Here is a 24880-nt window from a genome sequence, read left to right as displayed (position 1 = left end):
GAGCCGCGCTCGGCCCGGGCCGATAAACTGATCGGCATGGGACGTGTTTGTGGAGTTGTTCTCCTCGTCTTGGCGTGCGTTGCCGCGATGATCGGCTGCTCGAAGGCCCAGCCGAGGCCCGAGCAGGCGAAACCCTCGGGCGAGGCAGGCGGGCCGCTGCTCGGCGACTGGAACGGCGAGATCCAGACCCCCTCCGGGCCGCTCGCCATCGGGGTCGCCTTGAACAAGGACGGCGGCTTTGTCGACGTCCCCTCCCAAGGGCTCTTCGCCAAACCCCTCGGCGCTGTCGCCGCCGAGCCCGGCGATGTGCGGTTCGCCATCCCCGGCCTGCCTGGCGCGCCGAACTTCCACGGGACCTACGACCCCGCCACCGGCGCGATCGCCGGCCAGTTCGTCCAGTTCGGCTCGGCGTTCCCGCTCGTCCTGCGCCCGGGCAAGGCCGCAGGAGCGAACAGGCCGCAGGAGCCCGAGCCGCCGTACCCGTATCGAGCCGAGGAGGTCGCGTACCCCAGCGGCCCCATCACGATCGCGGGCACGCTGACCGAGCCGGACAGCGGCGGCCCCTTCCCCGCCGTGATCCTGGTCAACGGCAGCGGGCGCAACGACCGCAACGAGGACGTGTTCGGGCATAAGCCGTTCCTGGTGCTCGCCGACGCCCTCACCCGCTCGGGCTACGCGGTCCTGCGCGTCGACAAACGCGGGGTCGGCGGCACCGGCGGGAAGCTCGCCGACTCTGACTACGACGACTTGGTCGACGACGTCGGGGCGGGGCTGGCCTATCTCCGAGGCCGGGGGGAGATCGACAAAGACCGCGTCGGCCTGCTCGGCCATAGCGAAGGCGGGTACCTCGCGCCGATCGTCGCGGCACGTCCGCAGAACCGGGTCGCCTTCGTCGTCATGATGGCCGGACCAGCGGTGCCCGGAGCCGAGGTGCTCAAGGCGCAGGATCGGCTGAGCGTGCAATCGGGAGGAGCCTCGGGCGGCAAGGACGGCGCCGAGCTTGCCTTCCTTGACGAGCTCTTGCCGCTGGTCAAGGCGGGCAACCGACAGGCCGTCGTGGATTTCCTGCACAAGCGCAACCAGACCTTGCCGGAGAACCGCACGCTGCCCGACGCGGAGATCGAGTCGTACGCGTCCCCGTATTTCCGCGCGCTGGTCAGCGTCGACCCTGCGGCTGCGCTGTCCGCGCTGCGCATGCCCGTGCTGGCCTTCTACGGCGGCAAGGACCTCCAGGTCCCCGCAGACCAGAGCGAACCCGTGGCCCGGCGGCTGCTGGCCGACGACCCGGACGCGACGGTGCACGTCTTCCCCGACCACAACCACCTGATGCAGCAGGCCGACACCGGGCGCGTGGACGAGTACGCGCGGATCGAGACCACGATCGACCCCGTGGTGCTCGACTACGTCACCTCGTGGCTGGTCCGGCGTTTCCCGCCAAAGCCTTAGCCAGCCACCGGTCCGCGCTCCACCGGCCGGCTCCGTGCAGCGCGAGCGCGACCAGGACCAGGAGCAGCGGCCATTCTGACGCGTAGAAGAAATAGCTGAAGAACTCGGCCGCGCCGGGATGCTGCTGGCGCAGCGGCGGCGCGATAGCCGTCACGAGGGCGACCGCTATGACGCCCGCGAGCAGCGCCGACACGAGCCGAGTGGCCAGCCCCAGCATCAGCAAGGCTCCGCCGATCAGCTCGACCCACGCGACCAGGAGCGCGCTCTGGTGCGGGAGCGGGATCCCGTAGGCCCGCATCCTCGACTCGAACCACGCGGAGTCCGACGTCTTGCGCACTGCGCCGCTGACGAACATGTAGCCGACGGACAGGCGCGCCACGAGGTCGAGCGCGGACCTCCCGAGGCCGCCCGCGCTCAACCGAGCGCCTTCCCGGCCCGCAGGGCGGGGAGGACCTTCTCTCCGTACGCCCGCAGCGTCTCGCTCGGCGCGTCGTGCTGCAAGTAGAGCGCGAACTGGTCGACGCCGAGCTCCTGGTACTCGCGCAGCCGCTCGATGTGCTCCTCCGGCCCGCCGAGCAGGCAGAACCGGTCCACGATCGAGTCGGGGACGTACCCGGCGTGGGTATTGCCCGCCTGCCCGTGCTGGTTGTAGTCGTAGCCCCGGCGGGACGCGACGTAGTCCGACAACGCCTGTGGCACCGCCCCGCCGCTCGCGCCGTAGCGCTCGACGATGTCCGCGACATGGTTGCCGACCATCGCGCCGAACCACCGGCACTGCTCCCTTGCGTGCGCCAAGTCCCCGTGCGCGCCCGTGACGTACGCGGGCGCGGCGACGCAGAACTTGATCGACGCGGGGTCGCGGCCCGCGTTGTCCGCCGCCGTGCGCACCTGCTCGATCATCCACACCGCGATGTCCGGGTCGCCGAGCTGCACGATGAGCCCGTCCGCCTCCTCGCCGGTCAGCGCCAGCACCTTCGGTCCGTAGGCCGCCACCCACACCGGCAGGCGCGACTCCGCCGCCCACGGCAGCCGGATCGTGCCGCCGTCCTCGCCGGGGACAGCTCCCCCGTTGCCGAGGGCCTTGATGACCTGCACCGAGTCGCGCAGCTCCGTCACGCTGGCGGGCTTGCGCCCGAGCGTGCGCAGCGCGGAGTCGCCCCGCCCGATCCCGCAAATCGTGCGGTTGCCGTAGAGGTCGTTGAGCGTTGCGAACGTCGACGCGGTGACCGTGGGGTGGCGGGTCACCGGGTTCGTCACGAACGGGCCGACGACGATCTTGCGGGTGTTCTCGAGGACGGCGGCGAACACGACGTTGGACTCCTCCCACAGAACATGCGAGTCGAAGGCCCAGAAATGGCTGAAGCCGTAGCTCTCCGCCGTCTTGGCGAGCTCGACGGCGCGGGCGGCGGGACGGTGCAGCTGCACCACGAGTCCGAAATCCATAGCTGATCCTCTCACAGAAGGTCAGACCAGGTTTTGGGCAAGGCCTCGTTTCAAGTACTTCCCATGGCCCGCGCGCCCGTGGAACTTCCCGTCCGCGACGACGATCGATCCTCGGGAGATGACCGTGTCCACCTTGCCCTCGATCTCCCAGCCCTCGTAGGCGGAGTAGTCCATGTTCATGTGGTGGGCTTTGCCCACGCCGATGCTTGTGCGCCCGTTGGGGTCGTAGACCACGATGTCCGCGTCGGAGCCCGGCGCGATCACGCCCTTGCGCGGATAGAGGCCGAACATCCGGGCGGGCTCGGTCGAGCAGACCCGCACCCATTGCTCTGCGGTGATCTTGCCCGAGGCGACGCCCTGGTAGATCAGGTCGATCCGGTGCTCGACCGAGCCGATCCCGTTGGGGATCTTCGAGAAGTCCCCCGCCCCGAGCTCTTTCTGGTTCAGGCAGAACGGGCAGTGGTCGGTGGCCACGGCGGTCACCTCCCCGGCGCGCAGATGCTGCCACAGCCCGTCCTGATGCCCTTCGGCCCTCGGGCGGAGCGGGGTCGAGCAGACCCATTTCGCTCCCTCGAAGCCGGGGGCGCCGAGCTGTTCCTCCAACGAGAGCCACAAGTAGTGCGGGCACGTCTCGCCGAAGACGTTCTGCCCGGCCGAGCGGGCCTCGGCGATGCGGGCCATCGCCTGGCGGGCCGAGACGTGGACGACGTACAGGGGCGCGCCCGCCACTTCGGCGAGCCGGATCGCGCGGTGGGTCGCCTCCTCCTCGAACTGCCACGGGCGGGTGAGCCCGTGGTGGACCGGCTCGGTGCGGCCTTTCGCGAGGGCTTGGCGGACCAGCTCGTCGATGGCGATGCCGTTCTCGGCGTGCATCATCGTGAGGACGCCGAGCTCGCTGTTGCGCTGCATCGTCTTGAGGATCTGCGCGTCGTCGCTGTAGAACACGCCCGGATACGCCATAAAGAGCTTCACGCTGGTCACGCCCTCGGCGACGAGCGTCTCGAGCGACTTGAGCGCGTCTTCGTCCACGCCGCCCACGATCTGGTGGAAGCCGTAGTCGACGGCGCATTGGCCGTCTGCCTTCGCGTGCCAGGATTCGAGCGCGTCGAGCACCCGCTCGCCGGGCTTCTGAATGGCGAAGTCGACGATGGTCGTCGTGCCGCCCCAGGCCGCGGCCTGTGTGCCGGTCGCGAACGTGTCCGAGGCCTCGGTGCCGCCGAACGGCATCTGCATGTGGGTGTGCGCGTCGATCCCGCCAGGGATGAGGTATTTGCCCGTGGCGTCCACGACCTGGTCCGCCGTGCGCTTGAGGTCGGAGCCCAGGGCCTGCGAGCCGGGTTCGAGGAGCGCGACGATCCGCTCGCCGTCGACCAGCACGTCCGCGTGGAGCTTGCCGTCAGGTGTGACCACGAGGCCGCCGTGGACGAATGTTGTGGTCATGATTGCGCCCCATTCTGCTCTGGCTCGGTCTGCGCTGGTTCGTCCTGCGCTAGTTCGTCCTGCGCTGGCTCGCTTTGTTCTGGCCCGTCCTCAAGCAGTTTGACGAACGCCGCCTCGTCGATGATCGCCACCCCCAGCTGCTCCGCTTTGTCACGCTTCGAGCCGCCGCCGTCGCCCGCGACCACGTACGAGGTCTTCTTCGAGACCGAGCCGGAGGCTTTGCCGCCGTGCGCGATGATCGCCTCTTGGACGCTCTCCCGCGTGAAGCCCGCCAGCGAGCCGGTCACCACGATGGTCAAGCCCGTCAGTGTCTGCGGCGACTCCTCGCGCTCCTCCGCCATCTTGACCCCCGACGCGCGCCAGCGCTCAACGATGGAGCGGTGCCAGTCCACCTCGAACCACTCGACGACGGAGGCTGCGATGGTCGGGCCGACGCCGTCCACTTCGGCGAGGGCCTCCTGGTCCGCGCCGAAGACCGCGTCCACCGAGCCGAACCTGGTCGCGAGGGCGCGGGCCGCCGTCGGGCCGACATGGCGGATGGACAGCGCGACGAGCACCCGCCACAGGTCGCGGCCCTTGGCCTGGTCCAGGTTCTTGAGCAGTTTCGCCCCGTTGGCCGAGAGCGCCCCGTCTTTGGTGACGAACAGCTCGGTCTTGAGCAGCCGGGCCTCGTCCAAGTCGAAGAGGTCCCCCTCGTCCTCGATGGCGTGGTGCTTGAGGAGGTCGACCGCCGCTTCGTAGCCGAGCGCCTCGATGTCGAACGCGCCCCGGCCCGCGACGTGGAAGACGCGCTCGCGCAATTGCGCGGGGCAGGTCCGCGAGTTCGGACATCGGATGTCGACGTCCGACTCCTTCGCCGGGGCGAGCGCCGCGCCGCATTCCGGGCACGCCGTCGGCATGACGAACTCCCGCTCGGAGCCGTCGCGCAAGGCGACCACCGGCCCGAGGACCTCGGGGATCACCTCGCCCGCTTTGCGCAGGGTCACCACATCGCCGATCAGCACGCCCTTGCGCACGACCTCTGACCCGTTGTGCAGCGTGGCGAGGGAGACCGTCGAGCCGGAGACGAGCACCGGCTCCATGAACGCGAACGGCGTGACCCTGCCGGTGCGGCCCACGTTCACCCGGATGTCCAATAGTTTCGTCTGCACCTCTTGGGGCGGGTACTTGTAGGCGATCGCCCAGCGCGGCGCGCGCGAGGTGTTGCCGAGCAGGCCGTAGAGGGCCATCTGCTCGACCTTCACCACCAGCCCGTCCACGTCGTACGCGACCTCCCCCCGCTTGCTGTCCCATTCCCGGATGAGCTCCGCGACTTCTTCCGGCTTCGACTTCCACGTGTTGTACGCGGAGAGCGGCAGCCCCCACGCCTCAAGCGCGGCGTACGCCTCCCGCCTGGTCTCGGGCCGCCAGTTGCTGGTCGCGCCGAAGCTGTGGCAGATCATCGCGAGCTTGCGCTTCGCGGTGACGGCGGGGTTCTTCTGCCGCAGCGAGCCTGCCGCGCTGTTGCGGGGGTTCGCGAAGGGCGGCTTGCCCTCGGCGACAAGAGAGGCGTTGAGCGCCTCGAAGTCCGCCAGGCGGAAGAAGACCTCGCCCCGGACCTCCAACAGCTCGGGAGCCTCTTCGCCGGGCCGCAGGCTCAGCTCGTGCGGGACGTCGGCGATGGTGCGGACGTTGAGGGTCACGTCCTCGCCGGTCTGGCCGTCGCCCCGAGTGGCGGCCCGCACGAGCTGGCCGCGCTCGTAGACCAGGCTCACCCCGAGCCCGTCGATCTTCAGCTCGCAGTCGAAGGTGATCGGGCGCTCCGCCGCGGCGGCCGTGCGGTGCGCCCAGGCGAGGAACTCCTCCTCGCTGAAGACGTTGTCGAGCGACAGCATCCGGTCGACATGCCGGATCTCGGCGAAGTCTGTGGTGAAGCCCGCCCCGCCGATCAGCTTGGTCGGCGAGTCCGGGGCCGCCAGCTCGGGATGGGCGGCCTCGATCGCTTCGAGCTCGCGCAGGAGCGCGTCGAACTCCGCGTCGGCGACCGTCGGCGAATCGAGCACGTAGTACCGGAATTGGTGCTCGCGGACCTCTTCGGCGAGCATGCGCCAACGCGCGGCGGCCTCTGTCGCTTCGCGGACCTCGCTCTTAGACATAGAGCAAGCGTAATGGAAGGCTCCGACGCCCCGACGGCGTCGGGGGGAGCAGGAATTTCCGATAGAATTGACGGCTTTGGAGCGAAGGAGAACCACATGAGCGAACCGCAACAGCCGCCCCGGCTCGACGGAGCCGTCGCGCTCGTCACCGGAGCCTCCCGTGGCATCGGCGCCGAGACCGCGCGCCAGCTGGGCGCGAAGGGCGCCACCGTCGTCGTCAACTACCGGGAGAAGCGCAAACGCGCCGACCAGATCGTCGCCGAGATCCAGGCCGCAGGCGGGTCCGCGCTGGCATTGGGCGCGGACGTGACCGACGAGGCCTCGCGCGACCTGCTCGTCGCCGAGATCCGGGAGCAGTACGGCAAGCTGGACCTGTTGGTCCTCAACGCCTCCGGCGGGCTGGAGCCGGGCGCGTCGCCGGACTACCCGATGCTCATCAACCGCGACTCCCAGGTGCGCCTGCTCGAACAGGCGCTGGAGATCATGCCGCCCGGGTCGCGAGTCGTGTTCGTCACCAGCCACCAGGCGCATTTCTACCCGGACAAGCCCGTGCCCGAGGAGTACACGCCCATCGCGGCCAGCAAGCGGGCGGGCGAGGACGAGATCCGGGCCCGGATCCCGGCGTTGGCGCAGCGGGGCGTGAGCCTCGCCGTCGTCACCGGCGACATGATCGAGGGCACCACGATGGTCATGCTGCTCGCCCGGCGCAAGCCCGAAGAGGTGCAGGCCCGCAAGGACGCGGCGGGCGGGCTGCCGAACGTCGAGGAGTTCGCCGCCGAGATCGTCGCCGAGGCCGAGGCTGCCGTGCCCAACGGGCACACCCGCTACGTCGGCGGCTCGGACTGGGTCCAAGAGGCAGAGCAGGCCTCCTAACCGGAGCCCTTCCCGGACAAATGTCGAATGCCCCGGCCAATTGGCCGGGGCATTCGACATTTCGGGCTGAAGCTGAAGCCGCCTAGAGGGCCTCGGCAGTCGTGAGGGCTTGCCCCACGCCCGCCAGGATGGCTCCCACCTTGACCGCCTCCAGGACCTCCTCGCGGGAGACTCCCTCCTCGCGGAGCGTCGCCTCGTGCGCGGTGACGCAGTGGCCGCAGCCGTTCACCGCGGACACAGCGAGCGCCCACAGCTCGAAGTCGGCCTTGGGCACGCCCGGGTTCGCGATGATGTTCATCCGCAAACCCGCCCGCAGGTCGTCGTACTTCCCTTCGAGGAAACCGCGCGTCCGGTAGAACACGTTGTTCATGGCCATGATCGAGGCCGCGCCGAGCGCCGCCTGGGCCGCCTCTGCGGACAGCACGTCCAGCGCGTCCTCGGAGATCTCCTTCAGGACCTTCTGCGACCTGGTCGCGGCGGCGGTTGCGAGGATCGTGCCCCACAGCCGCTGCTCGGACAGGACGGTCGAGCGCACGATGGACCCAAGGTTGAGCTTGAGGTCTTTCGCGTGCTCGGGAAGCGCTTCTTTCAGAGCTTCGACGCTCACGAGTGCGCCGCTGCGACGAGGGCTTCGGTGACGTGGATCGTCGGGTCGCCCTTCTTCCAGTTGCAGGCGCACAGCTCGTCGGACTGCAGCGCGTCGAGGACACGGAGCACCTCTTCGACGTTGCGGCCGACCGAGCCCGCCGTCACGGAGACGAACTGGACCTCGTTGTTCGGGTCGACGATGAAGGTGGCGCGGTCGGCGACGCCGTCGGCGTTGAGGACGCCGCTCGCGGTCACGAGCTGGCGGTTGAGGTCGGCGAGGATCGGGAAGGGGAGCTTCTTGAGGTCCTCGTGCTGCGCGCGCCACTGGAAGTGGACGAACTCGTTGTCGACAGAGACGCCGTGGACGATCGCGTCGCGGTCCTCGAAGTCGCCGTTGAACTTGCCGAAGGTCGCGATCTCGGTCGGGCAGACGAAGGTGAAGTCTTTCGGCCAGAAGAAGACGATCCGCCACTTGCCTGCGTTCGCGGTGGAGTCGACGGTGGTGAAGTAGTCGTCCGGCTTCTGCGCGTTCACCTGCGACAGGTCGCCGGGAACGACGGCCTGGAGCTTGTACGCGGGGAACTGGTCGCCGATGGTCAACAGGGCCATGCTTTTCTCCTGAGCTTGTTGTGGATGTGCAGTTTGGTTGCGCTGTCCAGCGTACCGTCAATTTTGGAAAGGGTCAAGTATTGGATTTATTCCAACAAATGCCTATTTCGCAATGCTACACGCCCCGAGTGACAGGAGCATGCGAGCCTGCCCGGCCCTTAGCCCGCGCTCTCCTCGGCCAACGCGGCCGCCACCTTCGCCACGAGCCCGAGTGCTCTCGAAGCCCATGCGTCGCTCTTGGCGGCGAAGCCCCTGGCACAGGTCACATGCGTCTGCGCCGCCAACGTCGAACGCGGGAAGCCGAGCTGGTCCACCAGCGTGAGCGCGGGTTGGAGCAGCGCTTTGACGCTCGGCGGTTTCAGCTGCGGCTGCTCCGGGACCAGGCCGAGGCCGACGGCGCGGCCCGCCTCGAAGAACCAGCCGAGCTCGTCGTAGTGCTCGGGGTCGAGCTGGGACGCGGCGGCCCACACGCCCGCGCCGGGCAGCTCGCGCAGCACCGCCAGCGTCGGGGCCGAGAGCGGGCAGGCGACGACCAGGCCCGACGCGCCGATGTCGGCGAACGGCCGCAGCAATTCGACAGCGGCGTTCGCGGGCAGCGCGATCAGCGTCCCGACGCCGCTCACAGTCGAGACCGCGCCGCCGAGGACGTCCTCCAAGAGCGGTTCCCGAAGACGCAGGACGACATCGGAGCGCAGCCTGCGGCGCAGCTCCGCCACATGCGAGCGCAGCCCGTCCGCGAGGGAGGCCGCGAGGTCGCGCAACGCTCCCCGGTCGCTCAGTATCTGATGGCCGTTCGCCAATTCGAGGGAGACCGCCAGCGACAACGGGCCGAGCGCCTCCACGCTCACCGCGCCGCCAGAGCGGCCGTCTCGTTCGAGCACTTCCTCGAGCGCGTCCACATCCTGGGCGAGGAAACCCGCCGCTCGTTTGTGGTCCGCCCCCGGACGAGCCGCGACCCGGTGGCCGTGCGGGCCGACCTCCACCGCGAAATCGGTCAGCAGGACAGCCGTGCGCCCGACGTCCGAAGCCCCGACCCCGCGCTCCGGGAGCAGCGGCAGGTACGGCACGCTCAGCTCGCCGACGACGACCCGCGCCGCCTCCCACGCGTCTGTGCCGGGAAAGTCGCCGAAACCGCTCGAAGCCCCGGCGAGCAGCGGGATGTTCGCGCCGGTCACCGGACGCTGCCGTGCGGCTCCGCCGCCGCGCTGATCACGCCAGAGCCGATCACCCGGTCGCCGAGGACGGGGTCCGGCTCGTAGAGGACGACGGTCTGGCCCGAGGCGACGCCGCTCAACGGCTCGTCGAGCTCGACCTCGAAGCCCGCCCCCACGGCCTGCGCGCGCGCCGGGGCGAGGCCGCCATGGGCTCGGATCTGGACCACGCACGAGAAGGGCCCCGCCGGGGCGGCTCCCCCGCTCCAGACCGCTTTGCGGGCCGCGAGCGAGCCCACCCGCAAGTCGTCGGCCGTCCCGACCCTGACCACGCCTGTCTCCACGTCCACGCCGGTGACGTAGCGGGGGACGCCGTCCCCGGTCGGGTTCCCGAGGCGCAGTCCCCGGCGTTGCCCGATGGTGTAGCCGACGGCGCCGTCGTGGTGGCCGAGCACCTCGCCGGTGCGGTGGTCGCGGAACTCCCCCGGCCTTGTCCCTCCCGGCCCGGCCCCCGAGCCCGCCCGAACTGCGATCTTCGCGCCGAGGAACGCCTTCGTGTCCCCCGAGGGGATGAAGCAGATGTCGTGGCTGTCCGGTTTTTGCGCCACCGCGAGGCCACGGCGGTCGGCCTCCTCGCGGATCTGCGGCTTCGGGGTGTCTCCGACCGGGAACATCGCGCGGGAGAGCTGCTCGGCCGTGAGCACGGCCAGCACGTAGGACTGGTCTTTGTCCGGGTCCGCCGACCGGCGCAGCGTCGTGCCGTCCAGGCGGGCGTAGTGCCCGGTGGCGACTTTGTCGAAGCCGAGCGCGACGGCGCGGTCCAAGAGGGCCGCGAATTTGATCTTCTCGTTGCAGGTGACGCACGGGTTCGGGGTGCGCCCCTCGGCGTAGGTGGCGACGAACTGGTCGATGACCTCGCGCTCGAAGGCCTCGGAGAAGTCCCAGACATAGAACGGGATGCCGAGCGTGTCCGCCGCCCGGCGCGCGTCCCGCGAGTCCTCCACCGAGCAGCAGCCCCGGCTGCCGCCCCTGGTGTTGTCCGGATTGCGGGAGAGGGCGAGGTGCACGCCGGTGACGTCGTGGCCAGCCGCCACCGCGCGGGCAGCGGCCACCGCAGAGTCGACTCCACCGCTCATGGCTGCTAGGACGCGCATAGCAGCCATTCTACCGAGCTGGTCAAAACGAGGAGGTCACACAGCGGCAGCCGTGGGCCGGGCGGCTCTGGCCCGCTCGACCGCGTCCGGGAGCGCCCGCACCGCGAGGTCCGTCTCGGCCTTGGCCGAATTCCAGCCGAGGGAGAAGCGCAGCGACGCGCGGGCCACGTCCTGATCGACGCCCATGGCGAGCAGCACATGGCTCGCCGACGCGACGCCCGCGGTGCAGGCCGAGCCCGTCGAGCAGGCCACGCCCGCCGCGTCGAGCAGCATCAGCAGCGAGTCCCCCTCGCAGCCGGGGAAGCTGAAATGCGCGTTGCCGGGCAGCCTGGCGGCGCCGGGCGCAGCACCGTTGAGCGTCGCGCCCAGGCCCAGCCCGAGCACGTCCTCGACCAGCCCGTCGCGCAGCCGCGCGAGCTGTGCTGCCGCCGTTGCGAGGTCCTCGGTCGCGGCTTCGAGCGCGGCCGCCATGCCCCGGATCGCCACGAGGTCGGACGTGCCGGAGCGCAGGCCCCGCTCGTGGCCGCCGCCGTGCAGCAGCGCTGTCACGTCGTGCTTGCGGGAGAGGATCAACGCGCCTGCGCCGACCGGGCCGCCGAACTTGTGCGCCGCCACCGACAGCGCCGCCGCGCCGGACTCGGCGAGGCCCACCGGGATCTGCCCCGCCGCCTGGCAGGCGTCCACGTGCAGCGGAACCCCGGCCTCGTCCGCCAGCGCTGCCAGCTCGCGCACCGGGTTGATCGTTCCGACCTCGTTGTTCGCCCACATCACGCTCACGAGGGCGACGCGCTCGCCCCACTGCGCGAGCGCCTCCGCGAGCGCGTCGGGCGACACCGCGCCCACCGCGTCCACCGGCAAGCGCACGGCCTGCGCCCCTTGGCTCTTCGCCAGCCACTCCACCACGTCGAGCACAGCGTGGTGCTCGGCCTCGCTCGTGATCACCACGTCCCGGCACTGGCGCTGCGCCCGGCGGGCCCAGTACAGCCCTTTGAGCCCGAGGTTGTCGCTCTCGGTCCCGCCGCCGGTGAAGACGACTTCGGATGGGAGCGCGCCCAGCCGCTCGGCCACCGACTCCCGCGCCTCTTCGAGCGCGCGCCGGGCGGCCCGGCCCGGCGCGTGCACCGACGAGGCGTTGCCTGCCAAGCCGAACGCCTCGGTCATGGCTCGAACAGCCTCTGGACGCAACGGAGAACTCGCCGCGTGGTCCAGATACGCGCCGTCCAGCGGGCGCTGCGACGCGCCTCTGCCGCTGGCAGACGGGGCTGCGACGCGCGAATCAGGCTGCTTGGACATCCTGTTCAGCGTACTCGGGAGTCCGCCCGAACACCAGGCGCTCGGCCAGCTCGGCCAGCTCGCGCCGATCCGTGCCCGCCAGACCCGGCCCGATCCAGATGTTCGCCCAGACGCCTCGGTGGCGGACGATCCGCCGGATCGAGTCGAGCCCGTTGTCCTCCAGCACGAAGCAGGGGCTCACGTCCGGCTCGCCCGCGTCGTCGCCGTACCAGATGCTGACCGGGCGCACTCGCCCGCCGGTCGACGCGGCGGCCTCGAAGAACGCGGGGTGGAAACGACCCCGGTGCTTCCCGCACCAGGTCGTCGCCTCGGGGAAGACCACGACGCGCTCCCCCGCCGCCACCCTGCGGCCCGCCTCGGCGACCAGGCCGGGCAGCTCGTGGAGCTTGGTGCGGTCGATAGGGATCATCCGCAGCGCGCCTGCCAGGGCACGCACCACCGGCACGCCCATGAGGTCGCCCCGCGCCACGTAGGTCGACCGGGTGATCGCGTGCAAGAGGATCGCGTCGAGCCAGGAGGTGTGCTGCGGCGCCCACACCTCGCCCGCCCCGTTGGGGGCGGAGATGCTCGGCAGGTCTTCGGCGCGGCGCACCTTCACCCGCACGCCGAGGGCCGAGACCGCGAGCCAGGCGTACCACTGGACCGGCACCGGCCGCAGCCGCTCCGGCAGGACCCGCACGCACAGCAGCACCGGGGAGGTGAGCATCACCAGCACGAACGCGGCCCACCGGGCGGCCTGCACCCAGCGGGAGGCGCCTTCGGCACGGGGCGGGAGGCAGTCCCGCCCGCAGACGCATTCCGGGATCCAGCCCTGGCCGGGCTCGCGCACCGGTTTGCGCTCGAAGACGGACGGCGGCGGCGTGGAGGCGAAACGGCGGTGGCGGAACCCGATCTTCGGCAGGGGGAGCTTCAACGCTGCACCGACTCCGCCGAAGGCGAGGCCGCGGCGCTCCTCGACTGCTCCACTGGCGAGATCGCGGCGCTCCTCGACTGCTCCACTGGCGAGATCGCGGCGCTCCTCGACTCTGCCACCTGCGCCGCAGAGCGCAACCGGTCCAGGTACCGGCGGTTGGCGTCTTTGAGCGCGAGCAGGACCGCGAAGTCGGCGACCCCGAAGACCGGGTCGTGCGCGGGCTCCCCGCAGAACTTCGCCCCGATCCGCTGGTAGCCGCGGATGAGCGGCGGCGACTTCACCTTCGCCGGGGCGGGGATGTCGTCAAGGCCCGTCCCGCCGAGCACCACCGGGCGGTGCGGGTAGACCCGGTATTCCGACGCGTTCTTTCTCAGCACCTCGTCGCGGATGCCCCGCACATGGGAGCCGGGCAGGTCCGCCGGGTCCTCCTGGATCGGCACGGAGACGCAGCCGACCAGGTACTCGTAGCCGGTGCGGTCGAGGTAGGCGAGGATGCCCGCCCACATGAGCGCGAGGACCGAGCCGCAGCGGTGCTCCGCGCGGACGCAGGCCCGGCCCACCTCCACCATCTGCGGGCGCAGCGGGTCGAGGCTGGAGAGCTCAAACTCGCTCGCCGTGTACAGCCCGCCCATGACGATGGCCGCGGGGGGCGGCAGCAGCCGGTAGCAGCCGACGACCTCCTGCGCGTTCTCCTCCCAGACCAGGAGGTGCTCGCAATGCTCGTCGTAGGCGTCCGCGTCCTTCCCGTCCACGAAGGAGTCCGCCGCGCCGGCGAATCCGGGCTCGTTGGCGAACACCTCGGCCCGCAGGCGTTGGACGGCTTCGATCTCGTCCGGATCAGTGGAGAGCTTGAGGCTGTAGCGGGGCAGGCCCACAGAGGCGCTGCCGACGGGTGCGGGTGGAATGAGGACTGCTGAACTGCCCATGCCTCATACGGTTACAGAGTCGTTACTTCGCGGCGGAATCGCCACGGTGTACGGTTCACGACGATTTGATGAACGAATCTTTCAGCAGCTCTTTGCGCAGCCCCCGGCTAGTATTGCGGCTATGCCCGCATACGTGATTTCTGTGACCAGCAAGATCCTCGACGCCGAAGCGGCGCAGCGCTACAGCGAGCTCGCCCGCCCCGCCGCGCTCGCCCACGGCGGCACATACCTGGCGCGCGCCACGGAGTTCGACGTGGAGGAGGCTCGTGGACCCGTGCCCGCCCGGATCGTCGTGATCGAATTCGCAGACCGGGCCGCCGCGAAAGCCTGGTACGACTCCCCCGAATACGCCCCTGCCAAGCGCATCGCCATCGAGGCGCTCGACCGGCAGCTGTTGTTCGTCGACTCGGTCTGACGGCGCGCGACACGCGCCGAGAGCAGCCCATGACGGCAAGATCGGCGGGACACCCCCTAGACTGGCCGCCAGCGGCCACGCGTCGCTGAATTGTTCCCGATCAAGGAGTATTTTCATGGCCGATTTCCACGAGAAGTTCGACAAGGCGTACGCCGACAAGTCGCTCGCCGAGCTCTTGGCCGCCCCGGTCGACGCGATCAAGGGTGTGAGCGAGGGCGACGCCGAGAAGCTCAAGGCCGCCTTCAACATCAAGACCGTCAAAGACCTTGGCACGAACAAGTTCTTCCTCTGGGCCCAGGCCGCTGTCGTCCTCGGCAGCTAATTCCTGCCGGAGACACTCCGGCCACAAGCAGTTCGGCCCCCGGCGTTCGCCGGGGGCCGAACTGTTCTCGTCGTGCTGCCCGCTACTGCTGCGGGGGCGGGCCGCCGAACGGCGAGCCGCCGGGGTAGCCCGGTGTGAACGGCAGCGGCGGCATACCCTGTCCTCCGTCGAAGGGCGAGCCGCCGGGGTAGCCCGGCATCAGCGGCAACGGCGGCATCCCGCCGAGCCCGGCGCCGAACGGGATGCCGCCCGGCTGCGGCCCGAACGGCTGCGGCGGCCCTGGGTCGAAACCAGGGGCTTCGTCGGGGCCCGCGTCGTCGCCTGCCCCGGCCGCTTCCAGCTCATCGCCCGTGGAGTCCGAGTCGGAGTCCGCCAAGGCGGGCGGGGCAGGCAATGTGGCCGCCGCTGGTCCTGCGACCCCGGCGAACGCCACGAGCAGCATGGAAAACGCTTTCCGACTCATCCCCCCAGTGTACCAACCCCGCAGGGCGTCACTCCGATGCTTTGTCCTGCTCCGCTTTGGCCAGGAGCTCTTCCGCGTGGGCGCGGCCGGTCTCGGTCTCCGCCATGCCCGCGAGCATCCTCGCAAGCTCCACGACCCGCTCGTCCCTGGTCAACGACCGCACTTGGCTCGCCTGCCCGGCGCCGGCGCCGCTTGCCGGCGGGGCCATTTCCCCGGCCGCCTCGATCCTGACGTGCGCGTCCGCGTAGGCCGCGACTTGCGGCAAGTGGGTCACGGCGAGCACTTGGCAATGCTTGCCCAGCCGCGCGAGGCGCTGCCCGATCCCGACCGCCGCCCTGCCGCCGACCCCGCTGTCCACTTCGTCGAAGACCATCGTCACCTGCTCGCGGCCATGGGCGAGCACGAGCTCGACAGCGAGCATGATGCGCGACAGCTCGCCGCCAGACGCGCCTTTCGCCAGCGATATCGGCTCCCCCGAGCCCGCCGTCTTGAGCGCGAAACCTACCTCGTCCGCGCCGTTCGGCCCGAACTTCGCGGCGGCCTCCACGCCGACCACCAGCGTGCTTCCGCCCATCGACAGGCCGGAGAGCTCGTGGTTCACGGCTTTCTGCAGCCCCGCCGCCGCCGTGCGGCGGATCGCCGTGAGCTTGCCCGCGAGCTGGTCCAGCTCCGCCTTGGCCGCTTCGAGCTCCTTCTCGACCTTCTCGACAGCCTCGGCTCCCCCGCCGATCCGCGCCACACGGGCCTTCGCGTCGGCGGCCCAGCGCAGCACGCCGTCCACATCGGCGGCGTACGCGCGGACCAAGGACTTCAACTGGGCCTGCCGGTCCAGCTTCGCTTCGAGCGCGGAGCTGTCGGAGGGCAAGTCGCCGAGATACCCGCCAAGGTCGAGGCCCAGTTCGGCGACCAAGGTCCCCGCCTCTGCGGCGCGGTCGGCGAGCTCGCGCAGCCGAGGGTCGTCGGCGCCCGCGAGCAGCGCGCCGACCTGCCCGAGCGCGGTCGCCGCTCCCACGGTCGTGCCCGTCGGGCTCTCCGGGTCAGCCCCGGTGAGCAGCAGATGCGCGGACTGCGCGCGCTCGCGCAAGTCGTCGAGGTCCGAGAGCCGGTGGATCTCCGCCGCGAGCGCCTCGTCCTCCCCGGGCTGCGGGTCCGCCTCGGCGATCCGCTTGATGCCCTCGGCCAGCCGCTCTGCCTCGGCGGCCCGGCCTCGCTCGTCCGACTGCAGCTCGGCGAGCTCTGCGCCGAGCTGGCCGAACCTCGTGTGCACGGCGCGCCATTTCGCGAGCGTCCCGGCGATCTTCTCGCCCGCGAAACGGTCGAGCGCGGCGAGCTGCTCCCCCGCCTTCAACAGCCGGAGCTGGTCGTGCTGGCCGTGGACGTTCAAGAGCGGGTCCGCGAACGAGGCCAGCGTCCCGAGCGGCACGGCCCGTCCGCCGATGAACGCCTTGGAGCGGCCGTCCTTGCCGAGGGTGCGCAGCACGAGCACATCGTCGTCCGCCATGTCCACCCCGGCGCTGTCGAGGAACTCTCGCAGCTCCTCGTCGAGCACGTCCGCCGAGGGCAGCTCGAACCGTCCCTCGACCACTGCCCGCTCCGCGCCGCCGCGCACGCGCGCCGCGTCGCCCCTGCCGCCGCCGACCAGCCGCAGGCCCACCGCGAGCATCGTCTTGCCGACGCCGGTCTCGCCGGTGAGCACGGTGAACCCGCTGTGCAGCGGCACTTCCGCCGCCGCGATCGCACCGAGGTTCTCGATGCGCAGCTCAGTGAGCATTTCTGCCCCGTCCCCGCCAACCCGTCACCGGGAGCTCGAATTTTCTGACGAGCCGGTCCGCGAACGGCACCGTGTCGATCCGCGCCCAATAGACCGGCGTGGCGCCTTGCAGGATTTCGACCCTGCCGTTGGGCGGCAGCAGGATCTCGCGCCGACCGTCGCAGATCACGACCCCGTCGCGGCCGCCGTTGGTCGGCTCGATCGCGATGCGTGCCTTCGGGCTCGTCACCATAGGCCTGGTGAACAGGGCGTGCGCGTTGCTCGGGACCAGGAGGATCGCCTCCAAATCCGGCCAGACGATAGGGCCGCCCGCAGAATAGGCGTATGCGGTGGAGCCGGTGGGGGTGGAGACCAGCATCCCGTCGGCCATGAACGCGCAGACCGGGCGCCCGTCCACCTCGACGACCAGCTCCAAGACCCCGAGCCGGGAGACGTTCTGCACGCTCACCTCGTTGAACGCCCATCCCCTGTCCAGCACCCGGCCCTCGTGCACGACGGTGACGTCGAGGGTCATCCGCTGCTCGATGCTGTAGGCGCCCGCCACGACCTGCTCCAGGGTCTGGTCGATCTGCTCCGCCTCTGCCTCGGCGAGGAAGCCGACATGCCCGAGATTGATGCCGAGGATCGGGACCTCTGCGGGGCGCGCGACTTCGGCCGCCCGGAGGAAGGTGCCGTCCCCGCCGAGCACGAGCACCAGCTCGCAGCCCTCTGCGGCGCCCTCGTCCTCCACCGCCTGCGTCTCGACGTACTTGGCCAGCTCTTCGAGGAACAGTTTCGGGGCGATGGCCGGGGCCAGCGGCTTGCCGGTCCTGGCGATGTCCGGGGCGAGGACGCGCACCCCGACGCCCGCTCCGCCGAAGACCCGCGCGACGACCGGGGCGACCTCGGCGATCTGTTGCGGGGCGAGGTGGGCGACGACGAGCACTTCGCGCGCCTTCTGGGTCTCAGCCATCATTCCCCCAATCCGCGAGCCCGGCCTGGATCCGCTCGGCCCAGTCCGCGCCGCTCTGCGCCTTCGTCAACCAGAGGAACGCCTCGACGTTCCCGCCCCGGCCCGCCACCGGGCTCGGGACGGCTCCCGCGACCGCGAGGCCCGCCTCGGCAGCCGCTTCCGACACCGCCAGCACGGCGCGCAGCCGGGCCTTCGGGTCCCGGACGATCCCGCCCCGCCCTATCTCGTGCTTCGCCGCCTCGAACTGCGGTTTCACCATGAGGACGAGCTCTCCCTCGTCCCGGACGCACGAGGCCAGGGCAGGAAGCACCAGGCGCAGCGAGATGAACGAGAGGTCCGCCACCGCGAGGTCGACCTGGCCGCCGATCGTCTCGGGGGCCATATGCCGCACGTTGACGCCGTCGAACACCGCGACCCTCGGGTCCTCCCGCAGACGCGGCAGCAGCTGGTCGTGCCCGACGTCCACGGCCGCCACCCAGGACGCGCCAAGGCTCAGCAGCACGTCGGTGAACCCGCCGTGGGCCGCTCCAGCGTCGAGGCACCTGCGGCCCGCAACCGCGACGCCGAGGCGTTCGAGCGCCCCCGCGATCTTGCCGCCCGCCCGCGAGGCCCAGTCCGGCTCGGCGGGGTCGGCCGCCACGCTCACCTCGGTCTCCTCCGAGATCGCGAACGCGGGCTTCTTGGCGAGCTTGCCGCCCGCGAACACCCGGCCTTGGGCGATGAGCGCGCCCGCCTGCTCCCGAGAGCGGGCGAGGCCCCTGCGCACGAGCTCGCGGTCCAGCCGCGCCGTGGTCTCAGGCATCTTCGTCCCGCATCACGTCCAAGAGCCGCTCATGCGCCTGTTCGAGCAGCCTCGTCTCGTGTTCGAACGCCGACTCGTCCACGGGGATCGGGCTCTGGGCGAGCTGCGACACCGCTGTCTCGACCCCGTCGAGGTCCTGGAACTGCGGCTCGGTCATACGTGCCAGGCTAGTCGATGGCGGTGGCGGCAGCGCGCCACGCGTCGAACAACAGCGGCTCGGGCGACTGGTGCAGCGCGGCGAGGTCCGCCGCGACGTACGTCGGGCGCAGGTCCGCCTCGGCGGCGAGCACGTCGGCAACGGTGCTGACCCCGGTCAGCACCAACAGGCTCGGCAGGCCGACTGCGTTCGCGCCCGCGATGTCGGTGTCGAGCCGGTCGCCGACGACGAGGGGGGCTTTCGCCGGGAGCCTGCGCATCGCCGCACGCATGAGCGGGGCGGCAGGCTTGCCCGCGACCTGCGGCTCCTGGTCCGTCGCGGTCCGCAGCGCCGCGACCATCGAGCCGTTGCCCGGAAGCAGGCCGCGTTCGGTCGGCAGCGTCGGGTCGACGTTGCAGGCCACCCACAGCCCGCCCGCCCGGATGGCGAGCGCCGCCTCGGCGAGCTGCGCCCAATCGGTCAGCGGCGAATGCCCTTGCGCCACGCCGTACAGCGGCTTGGAGCCGTCGCCGCCGACCGGCAGGTCGGCGAATTTCCGCACCGGCGCCAGCCCGCGCAGCCGGAGCTCGTCCTCCAGGGCCTCAGCCCCGACGACCAGCACCCGCGATCCTGCGTCCAGCTGTGCGGCCAAGAGCTCGGCAGCGGCTTGCGCGCTGGTCGCGACATCTTCCTCGACGGCCTCGTACCCCATGCCCGCCAGCGTCGCGGCGACATCCGCCGGGGACCGGCTCGCGTTGTTGGTGACATAGGTGACCGGGCTCGACAGATCCCGCAGAGCCCGCACAGCGCTCTCGATCGGCCTCGGGCCGTGGTACAGGGTGCCGTCGAGGTCGAGCAGCAGATGGTCGTGCAGCTCGCCCAGCGTCGTCCCACCCAGCGTCGTCACGACGAGAGCTCCGCGATCCGCTCCTCCGCGTCGGTCTCCTCGTTCTCGTCGGCCTCTGCTGCGTGTTTGAACCAGGTCAGCGCCTCGGCGGAGTCGCCGGAGGCCAAGAGGGTCTCCGCGTACGCGTAGAAGAGCCGGACCGCTTCGCTGCCGCGCCGCTCGGGGTCGAGCTCTCCGGCGCGCAGCGTGGCGAGCGCGGCTTCGACCTCGCCGAGGTCCAGACGCGCCCCGGCTTCGACGATCCGAAGCTCGGCGGCGACCTCCGGCTCCAGGTCTTTCGCCCGGTCGCCGCGTGCGAGCTCGATCGCCCGCTCCGGCCTGCCCAATGCCCTCTCGCAGTCCGCCATGAGCGGGAGCAGGCTCGAGTCCCCGGACATCCGGTGCGCGGCGCGCAGCTCCGAAAGGGCCTCGGCCCACTCGGCGTTGCGGTAGGCGAGCACGCCGGCGGCCTCTCGCACAATGGCGATGCGGGACGCGCGGGCACGTGCCGCCCGAGCGTGTTCGAGCGCTTTCTCCGGATCTTCGAGCGCGAGCTGTTCGGCTGCGACGAGGTGGCGCGCGACGACCTCCGCGTTGTCCTTGTCGAGGCTGCGCAAGTCCTGCCTCAGGTCATGGTCGAGATCGGACGATTGGAAGTCTTCCGACAGCTCGGGCTCGGGGTGCTGCGGAACGGCGTCCTCATCCCGGTCTCGTCGCGGGCCGCGCGACTGCCAGTCCCGCTGTTCGCCATCGCGCCGAGGGCCACGGGGTTTCCACTCGCCTTCGCCGCGAGGCTTCCAGTCGCGCTGCCCGCCGCCGTCTTCACGACGCGGACCACGCGGCTTCCACTCCGAACCGCCGCCGTCCTGACGGGGGCCGCGCGGCTTCCACTCCGAACCACCGCGATCACCCTCGCCACGAGGCTTCCAACCAGAGCCACCGTCTTGCCGGGGGCCACGGGGCTGCCAGTCGCGCTGCCCGCTGCCGTCTTCACGACGCGGACCACGCGGCTTCCACTCCGAACCGCCGCCGTCTTGCCGGGGGCCACGCGGCTGCCAGTCGCGCTGCCCACCGCCATCCTGACGAGGACCGCGCGGCTTCCACTCCGAACCACCGCGATCACCCTCGCCACGAGGCTTCCAACCAGAACCCTCGCCCTCACGACGCGGACCACGCGGCTTCCACTCCGAACCGCCGCCATCCTGCCGAGGACCACGCGGCTTCCACTCCGAACCACCGCGATCACCCTCGCCACGAGGCTTCCAACCAGAACCGCCGTCTTGGCGCGGCCCACGCGGCTGCCAGTCCCGCTGCCCGCCACCGTCTTCACGACGCGGACCACGCGGCTTCCACTCGCCACCGCGATCGCCCTCGCCACGAGGCTTCCAACCAGAACCGCCGTCTTGCCGGGGGCCACGCGGCTTCCACTCCGAACCGCCGCGATCACCCTCGCCACGAGGCTTCCAACCAGAACCGCCGTCTTGCCGGGGGCCACGCGGCTTCCACTCCGAACCGCCGCCATCCTGACGCGGGCCACGGGGCTGCCGATCATCGCGATCGCCTTCTTGCCGAGGCCCACGCGGACGACGATCCCCCGAATGATGTTGAGGACGGTCAAAGCCCACTGTTAGTCCTTCCCGGCTTGCTGGCGATATTGCTCGAACGAGTCGGTCAAGTGTACGCGCTCACCGGGCCTGACGCGAAACTCCAGCCAGATTCCGCTTGCCCCTTCGCAGCACCAGCCACCGCCCGTGCAACCAGTCGTCCTCGGCGGGCTGCCATTCGGCGTCCGCCACCCGTTGGTTGTTCACCCACGCGCCGCCGTCCTGCACGACTCGGCGGGCGGCATTGCGCGACTCGCAGAGGCCAGAGGCAACCAGCAGATCCACGATGGCGGTGGACCCGCCGGGCTCCAGCTCGGCGAGCGGGGTTTCGGCCAAGGCATGCCCGAGCGCCGTCGGGTCGAGGTCTTTGAGCTCGCCGGAGCCGAAGAGCGCTTGGCTCGCGGCCTCCACCCGGCGCAGCTCCTCCGCGCTGTGCACGAGCGTGGTGAGCTCCTGGGCGAGCCTGCGCTGGGCGAGCCGCTGGTGCGGGCGCTCGGCAGTGGCCTGGTCCAGCTCTTCGACCTCCGCCTGGGCGAGGTCGGTGAACCAGCGGAGGTACTTGCCGACATCGGCGTCCTGCACCGCGAGGAAGTACTGGTACCAGGCGTAGGGGCTGGTCTTCTCGGGGTCGAGCCAAATGCTGCCGCCGCCCGTGGACTTGCCGAGTTTCACGCCGTCCGACGACGTCACCAACGGCGTGGTGAGCGCGTGCACGTGCTCACCGTCGATTCTGCGGATGAGCTCAACGCCGCCGACGATGTTGCCCCACTGGTCCGACCCGCCGAGCTGGAGCGTCGCCCCGAACTTGCGGCGCAGCTGCAGATAGTCGTTGGATTGCAGCAGCAGGTAGCTGAACTCCGTGAACGAGAGCCCGTCGCCGTCGAGCCGCTTTTTGATCGTCTCGCGGGAGAGCATGACGTTCACCGAGAAATGCTTGCCGATGTCGCGCAGGAAGTCCAAGGCGGTGAGCTCGCCGGTCCAGTCCAGGTTGTTCGCCAGGACGGCTCCGGTCGGCGAGTCGTCGAACTCGACGAACTTGGTCAGCTGCGGCTTGAGCCGTTCGACGCGCTCACGCACGAGGCTCGTATCCGCGAGCTGGCGCTCCCCCACATCCCGGGGGTCGCCGATGAGGCCGGTGGCCCCGCCCGCGAGCATGACCGGGCGATGGCCGAGGTGTTGGAGCCGACGCGCGGTGAGCAGGAGCATGAGGTGCCCGGCGTGGAGGCTGTCGGCGGTGGGGTCGAAGCCCGCGTAAAAGGTCACCGGCCCTTTCGCGAACGCCTCAGCGAGCGCCTGCTCGTCCGTGGACTGGGCGATGAGTCCACGCCACCTCAATTCCTCCAACGGCGCCAATTGCTCAACAGTCATCTCTCGATCTTCTCAGACCGGACAAATTGTTTGCGCCGAGCACCAGGCCGATAAGCGGAAACCGCCTGAGACTCTCGCAGCCAGAACCGCCACGGCCGGTCGACCGCTTTGCTGATCCCCACCCGAGGCCCGCTCGCGATCTGCTCGTCCGGCGCAGGCTCGCCGAGCGCTATCCGCACCGAAGACTCCGGGTCGGCCAGGTCTCGTCCATTGTCCTCAAGGGCGAGGCCGAGCGCTTTGCAGAGATTGCCGGGGCCCTTCGCCCAACGGTCCTCGTCCAGCACGCCTGCCCGGCGGGCCGCCACAACATTGCGGCCAGCTGTGATCTCCCCCGCTCGGAGTAGCACGGCCCCGGCCGCCCCGTCCGGCCCGCACACGACGTTCGCGCAAAAGTGCAGGCCCATGCTCCGATAGACATAGAGCCGCCCTGCCGGGCCGAACATGATCTTCGCCCGAGGAGTCGGGCCGGGATAGGCGTGCGCCGCCGGGTCTGGCCACAAGCCAGCGGGGTCCGAGCCGTACGCCTCGACCTCCACGATGCGCGCCGCGACTTCCCCGCCATCGCCGTCGCCTGCGACGAGCCGCGCGCCGAGGAGCCTGCGGGCTACCGAGACCGGGTCAAGGGAGAGCGAGGCGCACAGCGTCATGCCTCAAACGCCGGCGGGCGCAGCATCATGCCTCAATCGCCGGCGGGCTTGCTGATCCACGACACGAGCACGCCACTCGCCAACGCGAACACGGAGGCGAGCGGAGCCGACGCGGTGACCGCGAAAACCGCCAGCAGGACGACCAGGGCGACAAGGACCGCGAGCGCCTTGTGCGCGGGCCAGGGGACGCTCGCGATGAGCACCGGCTGCGACAGATTCGGCGTGGTCATACGTTCATGTTAGCACGACCCCGCGTTAAAGTTCGGCGACCCGAAAACTTTAATTCCGATCCCCTTCGAGGGTTGGACGGCGCGCGTCCGCGCGACGGGCCGAGCGCCGAGACCGCGTCCGGTAGCCTCACCCGGATGAGCGACCCGTCCCAGATCAGAATCCCCGCGACCTACATGCGCGGCGGGACCAGCAAGGGCGTGTTCTTCCGGCTGGACGACCTGCCGGAGGCGGCCAGACGGCCCGGCGAGGCGCGCGACCGGCTCCTCTTGCGCGCGCTCGGCAGCCCCGACCCCTACGGCAAGCAGACCGACGGCATGGGCGGGGCCACCTCCAGCACGAGCAAAGCCGTCATCGTCTCGCGCAGCGAGCGGCCCGGCCACGACGTAGACTACCTGTTCGGGCAGGTCGCCATCGACCGGCCCTTCGTCGACTGGAGCGGCAACTGCGGCAACCTGACCTCGGCGGTCGGCCCCTTCGCCGTCGCGAACGGCCTGGTCGCCCCCGAGCGCGTGCCGCAGGACGGGGTGTGCGCCGTGCGGATCTGGCAGGCCAACACCGGCAAGACCATCGTGGCGCACGTTCCCGTCGCGGGCGGCGCGGCGCGCGAGGCCGGGGACTTCGAGCTGGACGGAGTCGCCTTCCCCGCCGCCGAGACCCGGCTGGAATTCCTCGACCCCGCCGACAGCGGCGCCCTCTTCCCCAGCGGACGGCTCGTGGACGAGCTGGACGTGCCCGGAGTCGGCAGGCTGCGTGCCACACTGGTCGACGCGGGCATCCCGTTGGTCCTGGTCGACGCGGGCACGGTCGGCCTGACCGGCACAGAGCTGCAGGACGAGGTCGACGGCGACGCTGGCGCGCTCCGCGCCTTCGAGTCGATCCGCGCGCACGGCGCGGTCCGGATGGGCCTGATCTCGCGGCCCGAAGAGGCCGCCGCGCGCCAGCACACCCCGAAGATCGCCTTCCTCGCGCCGCCGAAGGACTACACGGCCTCCAGCGGGAAGGCCGTCGCGGCGGACGCCGTCGACCTCCTCGTCCGCGTGGTCGCGATGGGCAAGCTGCACCACGCCGTCCCCGGCACCGCCGCCGTCGCGCTCGCAGCCGCAGCAGCCGTGCCGGGCACCGTCGCCAGCGACGCGGCAGGCGTGCGCTCGACGACCCGGATCGGGCATCCCTCCGGCACGATGGAGGTCGGGGTCCAGGCCAACGAGGGTCCGGGCGGCTGGGCGGTCGCCAAAGCCGTCATGTCCCGCTCGGCACGGGTGCTCATGGACGGGCACGTGCATCTGCCGCCAGGCTCGTTCTAAGCCCAGTC

At 70.7% G+C, this 24880-nt stretch carries 27 protein-coding genes; 5 read left to right on the top strand and 22 right to left on the bottom strand.

Going from position 1 to position 24880, the window contains the following annotated elements; translation table 11 throughout:
* The first annotated feature begins 36 nt into the window (after positions 1-36).
* Complete coding sequence (locus tag ACRC20_RS01530; RefSeq protein ID WP_438684554.1) at positions 37-1446, top strand: alpha/beta hydrolase family protein; 1410 nt, start codon at positions 37-39, stop codon at positions 1444-1446.
* Here ACRC20_RS01530 and ACRC20_RS01525 read toward each other — a convergent pair.
* Genes ACRC20_RS01525 through ligA form a run of 4 tightly spaced genes read right to left on the bottom strand, consistent with a single transcriptional unit; the run spans position 1406 to position 6464 of the window.
* Positions 1406-1864, bottom strand: coding sequence for a DoxX family protein (locus tag ACRC20_RS01525; RefSeq protein ID WP_438684553.1), 459 nt, complete (start codon positions 1862-1864; stop codon positions 1406-1408). The two genes, ACRC20_RS01530 and ACRC20_RS01525, sit on opposite strands and share 41 nt — an antisense overlap.
* Positions 1861-2889: a TIGR03842 family LLM class F420-dependent oxidoreductase gene (locus ACRC20_RS01520; RefSeq protein ID WP_438684552.1), complete on the bottom strand. Its 1029-nt coding sequence runs from the start codon at positions 2887-2889 to the stop codon at positions 1861-1863. The genes ACRC20_RS01525 and ACRC20_RS01520 overlap by 4 nt, the downstream gene beginning before the upstream one ends.
* Before the next feature lie 21 nt (positions 2890-2910).
* Positions 2911-4329, bottom strand: a complete 1419-nt coding sequence (hydA, locus tag ACRC20_RS01515; RefSeq protein ID WP_438684551.1) for a dihydropyrimidinase — start codon at positions 4327-4329, stop codon at positions 2911-2913.
* Positions 4326-6464, bottom strand: coding sequence for an NAD-dependent DNA ligase LigA (gene ligA / locus ACRC20_RS01510; RefSeq protein ID WP_438684550.1), 2139 nt, complete (start codon positions 6462-6464; stop codon positions 4326-4328). Before ligA ends, hydA begins: the two co-directional genes overlap by 4 nt.
* Positions 6465-6560: 96 nt before the next feature.
* On the opposite strand from ligA, the gene ACRC20_RS01505 reads away from it, so the two are divergent.
* The gene (locus ACRC20_RS01505) at positions 6561-7337 is read left to right on the top strand and encodes an SDR family oxidoreductase (protein ID WP_438684549.1); all 777 of its coding nucleotides are present in this window, start codon (positions 6561-6563) and stop codon (positions 7335-7337) included.
* An 82-nt stretch (positions 7338-7419) separates the two neighbouring features.
* On the opposite strand, the gene ACRC20_RS01500 is transcribed toward ACRC20_RS01505, so the two are convergent.
* From ACRC20_RS01500 to ACRC20_RS01470, 7 genes are all read right to left on the bottom strand, one after another.
* Positions 7420-7944 (bottom strand): carboxymuconolactone decarboxylase family protein, encoded by a 525-nt coding sequence (locus ACRC20_RS01500; protein ID WP_438684548.1) that lies wholly within the window; start codon positions 7942-7944, stop codon positions 7420-7422.
* Positions 7941-8534 carry a peroxiredoxin gene (locus ACRC20_RS01495; protein WP_438684547.1) on the bottom strand — a complete coding sequence of 198 codons (594 nt, stop codon included), beginning with the start codon at positions 8532-8534 and terminating at the stop codon, positions 7941-7943. Before ACRC20_RS01495 ends, ACRC20_RS01500 begins: the two co-directional genes overlap by 4 nt.
* A 158-nt stretch (positions 8535-8692) precedes the next feature.
* Entirely contained in the window at positions 8693-9709 is a 1017-nt protein-coding gene (locus ACRC20_RS01490) for a methionine synthase (RefSeq protein WP_438684546.1), read from the bottom strand.
* Complete coding sequence (gene mnmA, locus ACRC20_RS01485) at positions 9706-10839, bottom strand: tRNA 2-thiouridine(34) synthase MnmA (protein WP_438684545.1); 1134 nt, start codon at positions 10837-10839, stop codon at positions 9706-9708. The genes ACRC20_RS01490 and mnmA overlap by 4 nt, the downstream gene beginning before the upstream one ends.
* A gap of 36 nt (positions 10840-10875) precedes the next feature.
* On the bottom strand, positions 10876-12132 hold the full coding sequence (locus ACRC20_RS01480; RefSeq protein WP_438684544.1) for a cysteine desulfurase family protein: 1257 nt from the start codon (positions 12130-12132) through the stop codon (positions 10876-10878).
* A complete protein-coding gene (locus ACRC20_RS01475; RefSeq protein WP_438684543.1) occupies positions 12116-13045 on the bottom strand; it encodes a lysophospholipid acyltransferase family protein in 930 nt (309 codons plus the stop codon). The genes ACRC20_RS01480 and ACRC20_RS01475 overlap by 17 nt, the downstream gene beginning before the upstream one ends.
* Positions 13042-13971: a GNAT family N-acetyltransferase gene (locus ACRC20_RS01470; protein ID WP_438684542.1), complete on the bottom strand. Its 930-nt coding sequence runs from the start codon at positions 13969-13971 to the stop codon at positions 13042-13044. The genes ACRC20_RS01475 and ACRC20_RS01470 overlap by 4 nt, the downstream gene beginning before the upstream one ends.
* Positions 13972-14092: 121 nt before the next feature.
* On the opposite strand from ACRC20_RS01470, the gene ACRC20_RS01465 reads away from it, so the two are divergent.
* Both ACRC20_RS01465 and ACRC20_RS01460 read left to right on the top strand, forming a co-directional pair.
* Positions 14093-14386 carry a DUF1330 domain-containing protein gene (locus ACRC20_RS01465; RefSeq protein ID WP_438684541.1) on the top strand — a complete coding sequence of 98 codons (294 nt, stop codon included), beginning with the start codon at positions 14093-14095 and terminating at the stop codon, positions 14384-14386.
* Between the two features lie 115 nt (positions 14387-14501).
* The gene (locus ACRC20_RS01460; protein WP_438684540.1) at positions 14502-14708 is read left to right on the top strand and encodes a hypothetical protein; all 207 of its coding nucleotides are present in this window, start codon (positions 14502-14504) and stop codon (positions 14706-14708) included.
* Positions 14709-14790: 82 nt separating this feature from the next.
* On the opposite strand, the gene ACRC20_RS01455 is transcribed toward ACRC20_RS01460, so the two are convergent.
* The 11 genes from ACRC20_RS01455 to ACRC20_RS01405 all read right to left on the bottom strand — a co-directional run bounded on the left by ACRC20_RS01455 (position 14791) and on the right by ACRC20_RS01405 (position 23567).
* Positions 14791-15171: a hypothetical protein gene (locus ACRC20_RS01455; RefSeq protein WP_438684539.1), complete on the bottom strand. Its 381-nt coding sequence runs from the start codon at positions 15169-15171 to the stop codon at positions 14791-14793.
* Positions 15172-15199: 28 nt separating this feature from the next.
* Entirely contained in the window at positions 15200-16942 is a 1743-nt protein-coding gene (gene recN, locus ACRC20_RS01450; RefSeq protein ID WP_438684538.1) for a DNA repair protein RecN, read from the bottom strand.
* Positions 16932-17897, bottom strand: a complete 966-nt coding sequence (locus tag ACRC20_RS01445) for an NAD kinase (protein WP_438684537.1) — start codon at positions 17895-17897, stop codon at positions 16932-16934. Before ACRC20_RS01445 ends, recN begins: the two co-directional genes overlap by 11 nt.
* Positions 17887-18696: a TlyA family RNA methyltransferase gene (locus tag ACRC20_RS01440; RefSeq protein WP_438684536.1), complete on the bottom strand. Its 810-nt coding sequence runs from the start codon at positions 18694-18696 to the stop codon at positions 17887-17889. Before ACRC20_RS01440 ends, ACRC20_RS01445 begins: the two co-directional genes overlap by 11 nt.
* A complete protein-coding gene (locus ACRC20_RS01435) occupies positions 18689-18853 on the bottom strand; it encodes a phosphoketolase (RefSeq protein WP_438684535.1) in 165 nt (54 codons plus the stop codon). Before ACRC20_RS01435 ends, ACRC20_RS01440 begins: the two co-directional genes overlap by 8 nt.
* Positions 18854-18863: 10 nt before the next feature.
* Positions 18864-19739: an HAD-IIA family hydrolase gene (locus ACRC20_RS01430; protein ID WP_438684534.1), complete on the bottom strand. Its 876-nt coding sequence runs from the start codon at positions 19737-19739 to the stop codon at positions 18864-18866.
* On the bottom strand, positions 19736-20335 hold the full coding sequence (locus ACRC20_RS01425; protein WP_438684533.1) for a hypothetical protein: 600 nt from the start codon (positions 20333-20335) through the stop codon (positions 19736-19738). Before ACRC20_RS01425 ends, ACRC20_RS01430 begins: the two co-directional genes overlap by 4 nt.
* Before the next feature lie 8 nt (positions 20336-20343).
* Complete coding sequence (locus tag ACRC20_RS01420; protein ID WP_438684532.1) at positions 20344-21336, bottom strand: hypothetical protein; 993 nt, start codon at positions 21334-21336, stop codon at positions 20344-20346.
* A gap of 67 nt (positions 21337-21403) precedes the next feature.
* Positions 21404-22690 carry a tyrosine--tRNA ligase gene (gene tyrS, locus ACRC20_RS01415; protein WP_438684531.1) on the bottom strand — a complete coding sequence of 429 codons (1287 nt, stop codon included), beginning with the start codon at positions 22688-22690 and terminating at the stop codon, positions 21404-21406.
* Positions 22687-23337, bottom strand: a complete 651-nt coding sequence (locus ACRC20_RS01410; protein WP_438684530.1) for a DNA-3-methyladenine glycosylase — start codon at positions 23335-23337, stop codon at positions 22687-22689. The genes tyrS and ACRC20_RS01410 overlap by 4 nt, the downstream gene beginning before the upstream one ends.
* A 32-nt stretch (positions 23338-23369) precedes the next feature.
* Positions 23370-23567 carry a hypothetical protein gene (locus ACRC20_RS01405; protein WP_438684529.1) on the bottom strand — a complete coding sequence of 66 codons (198 nt, stop codon included), beginning with the start codon at positions 23565-23567 and terminating at the stop codon, positions 23370-23372.
* A 135-nt stretch (positions 23568-23702) separates the two neighbouring features.
* Here ACRC20_RS01405 and prpF point away from each other — a divergent pair, with 135 nt between their 5' ends.
* A complete protein-coding gene (gene prpF, locus ACRC20_RS01400; protein WP_438684528.1) occupies positions 23703-24872 on the top strand; it encodes a 2-methylaconitate cis-trans isomerase PrpF in 1170 nt (389 codons plus the stop codon).
* The last annotated feature ends 8 nt before the right edge of the window (positions 24873-24880 follow it).

The sequence above is a fragment of the Segniliparus sp. genome, from assembly GCF_051660745.1.
Classification (GTDB): Bacteria; Actinomycetota; Actinomycetes; order Mycobacteriales; family Mycobacteriaceae; genus Segniliparus.
This window is presented reverse-complemented; position numbering and strand designations above follow the sequence as displayed.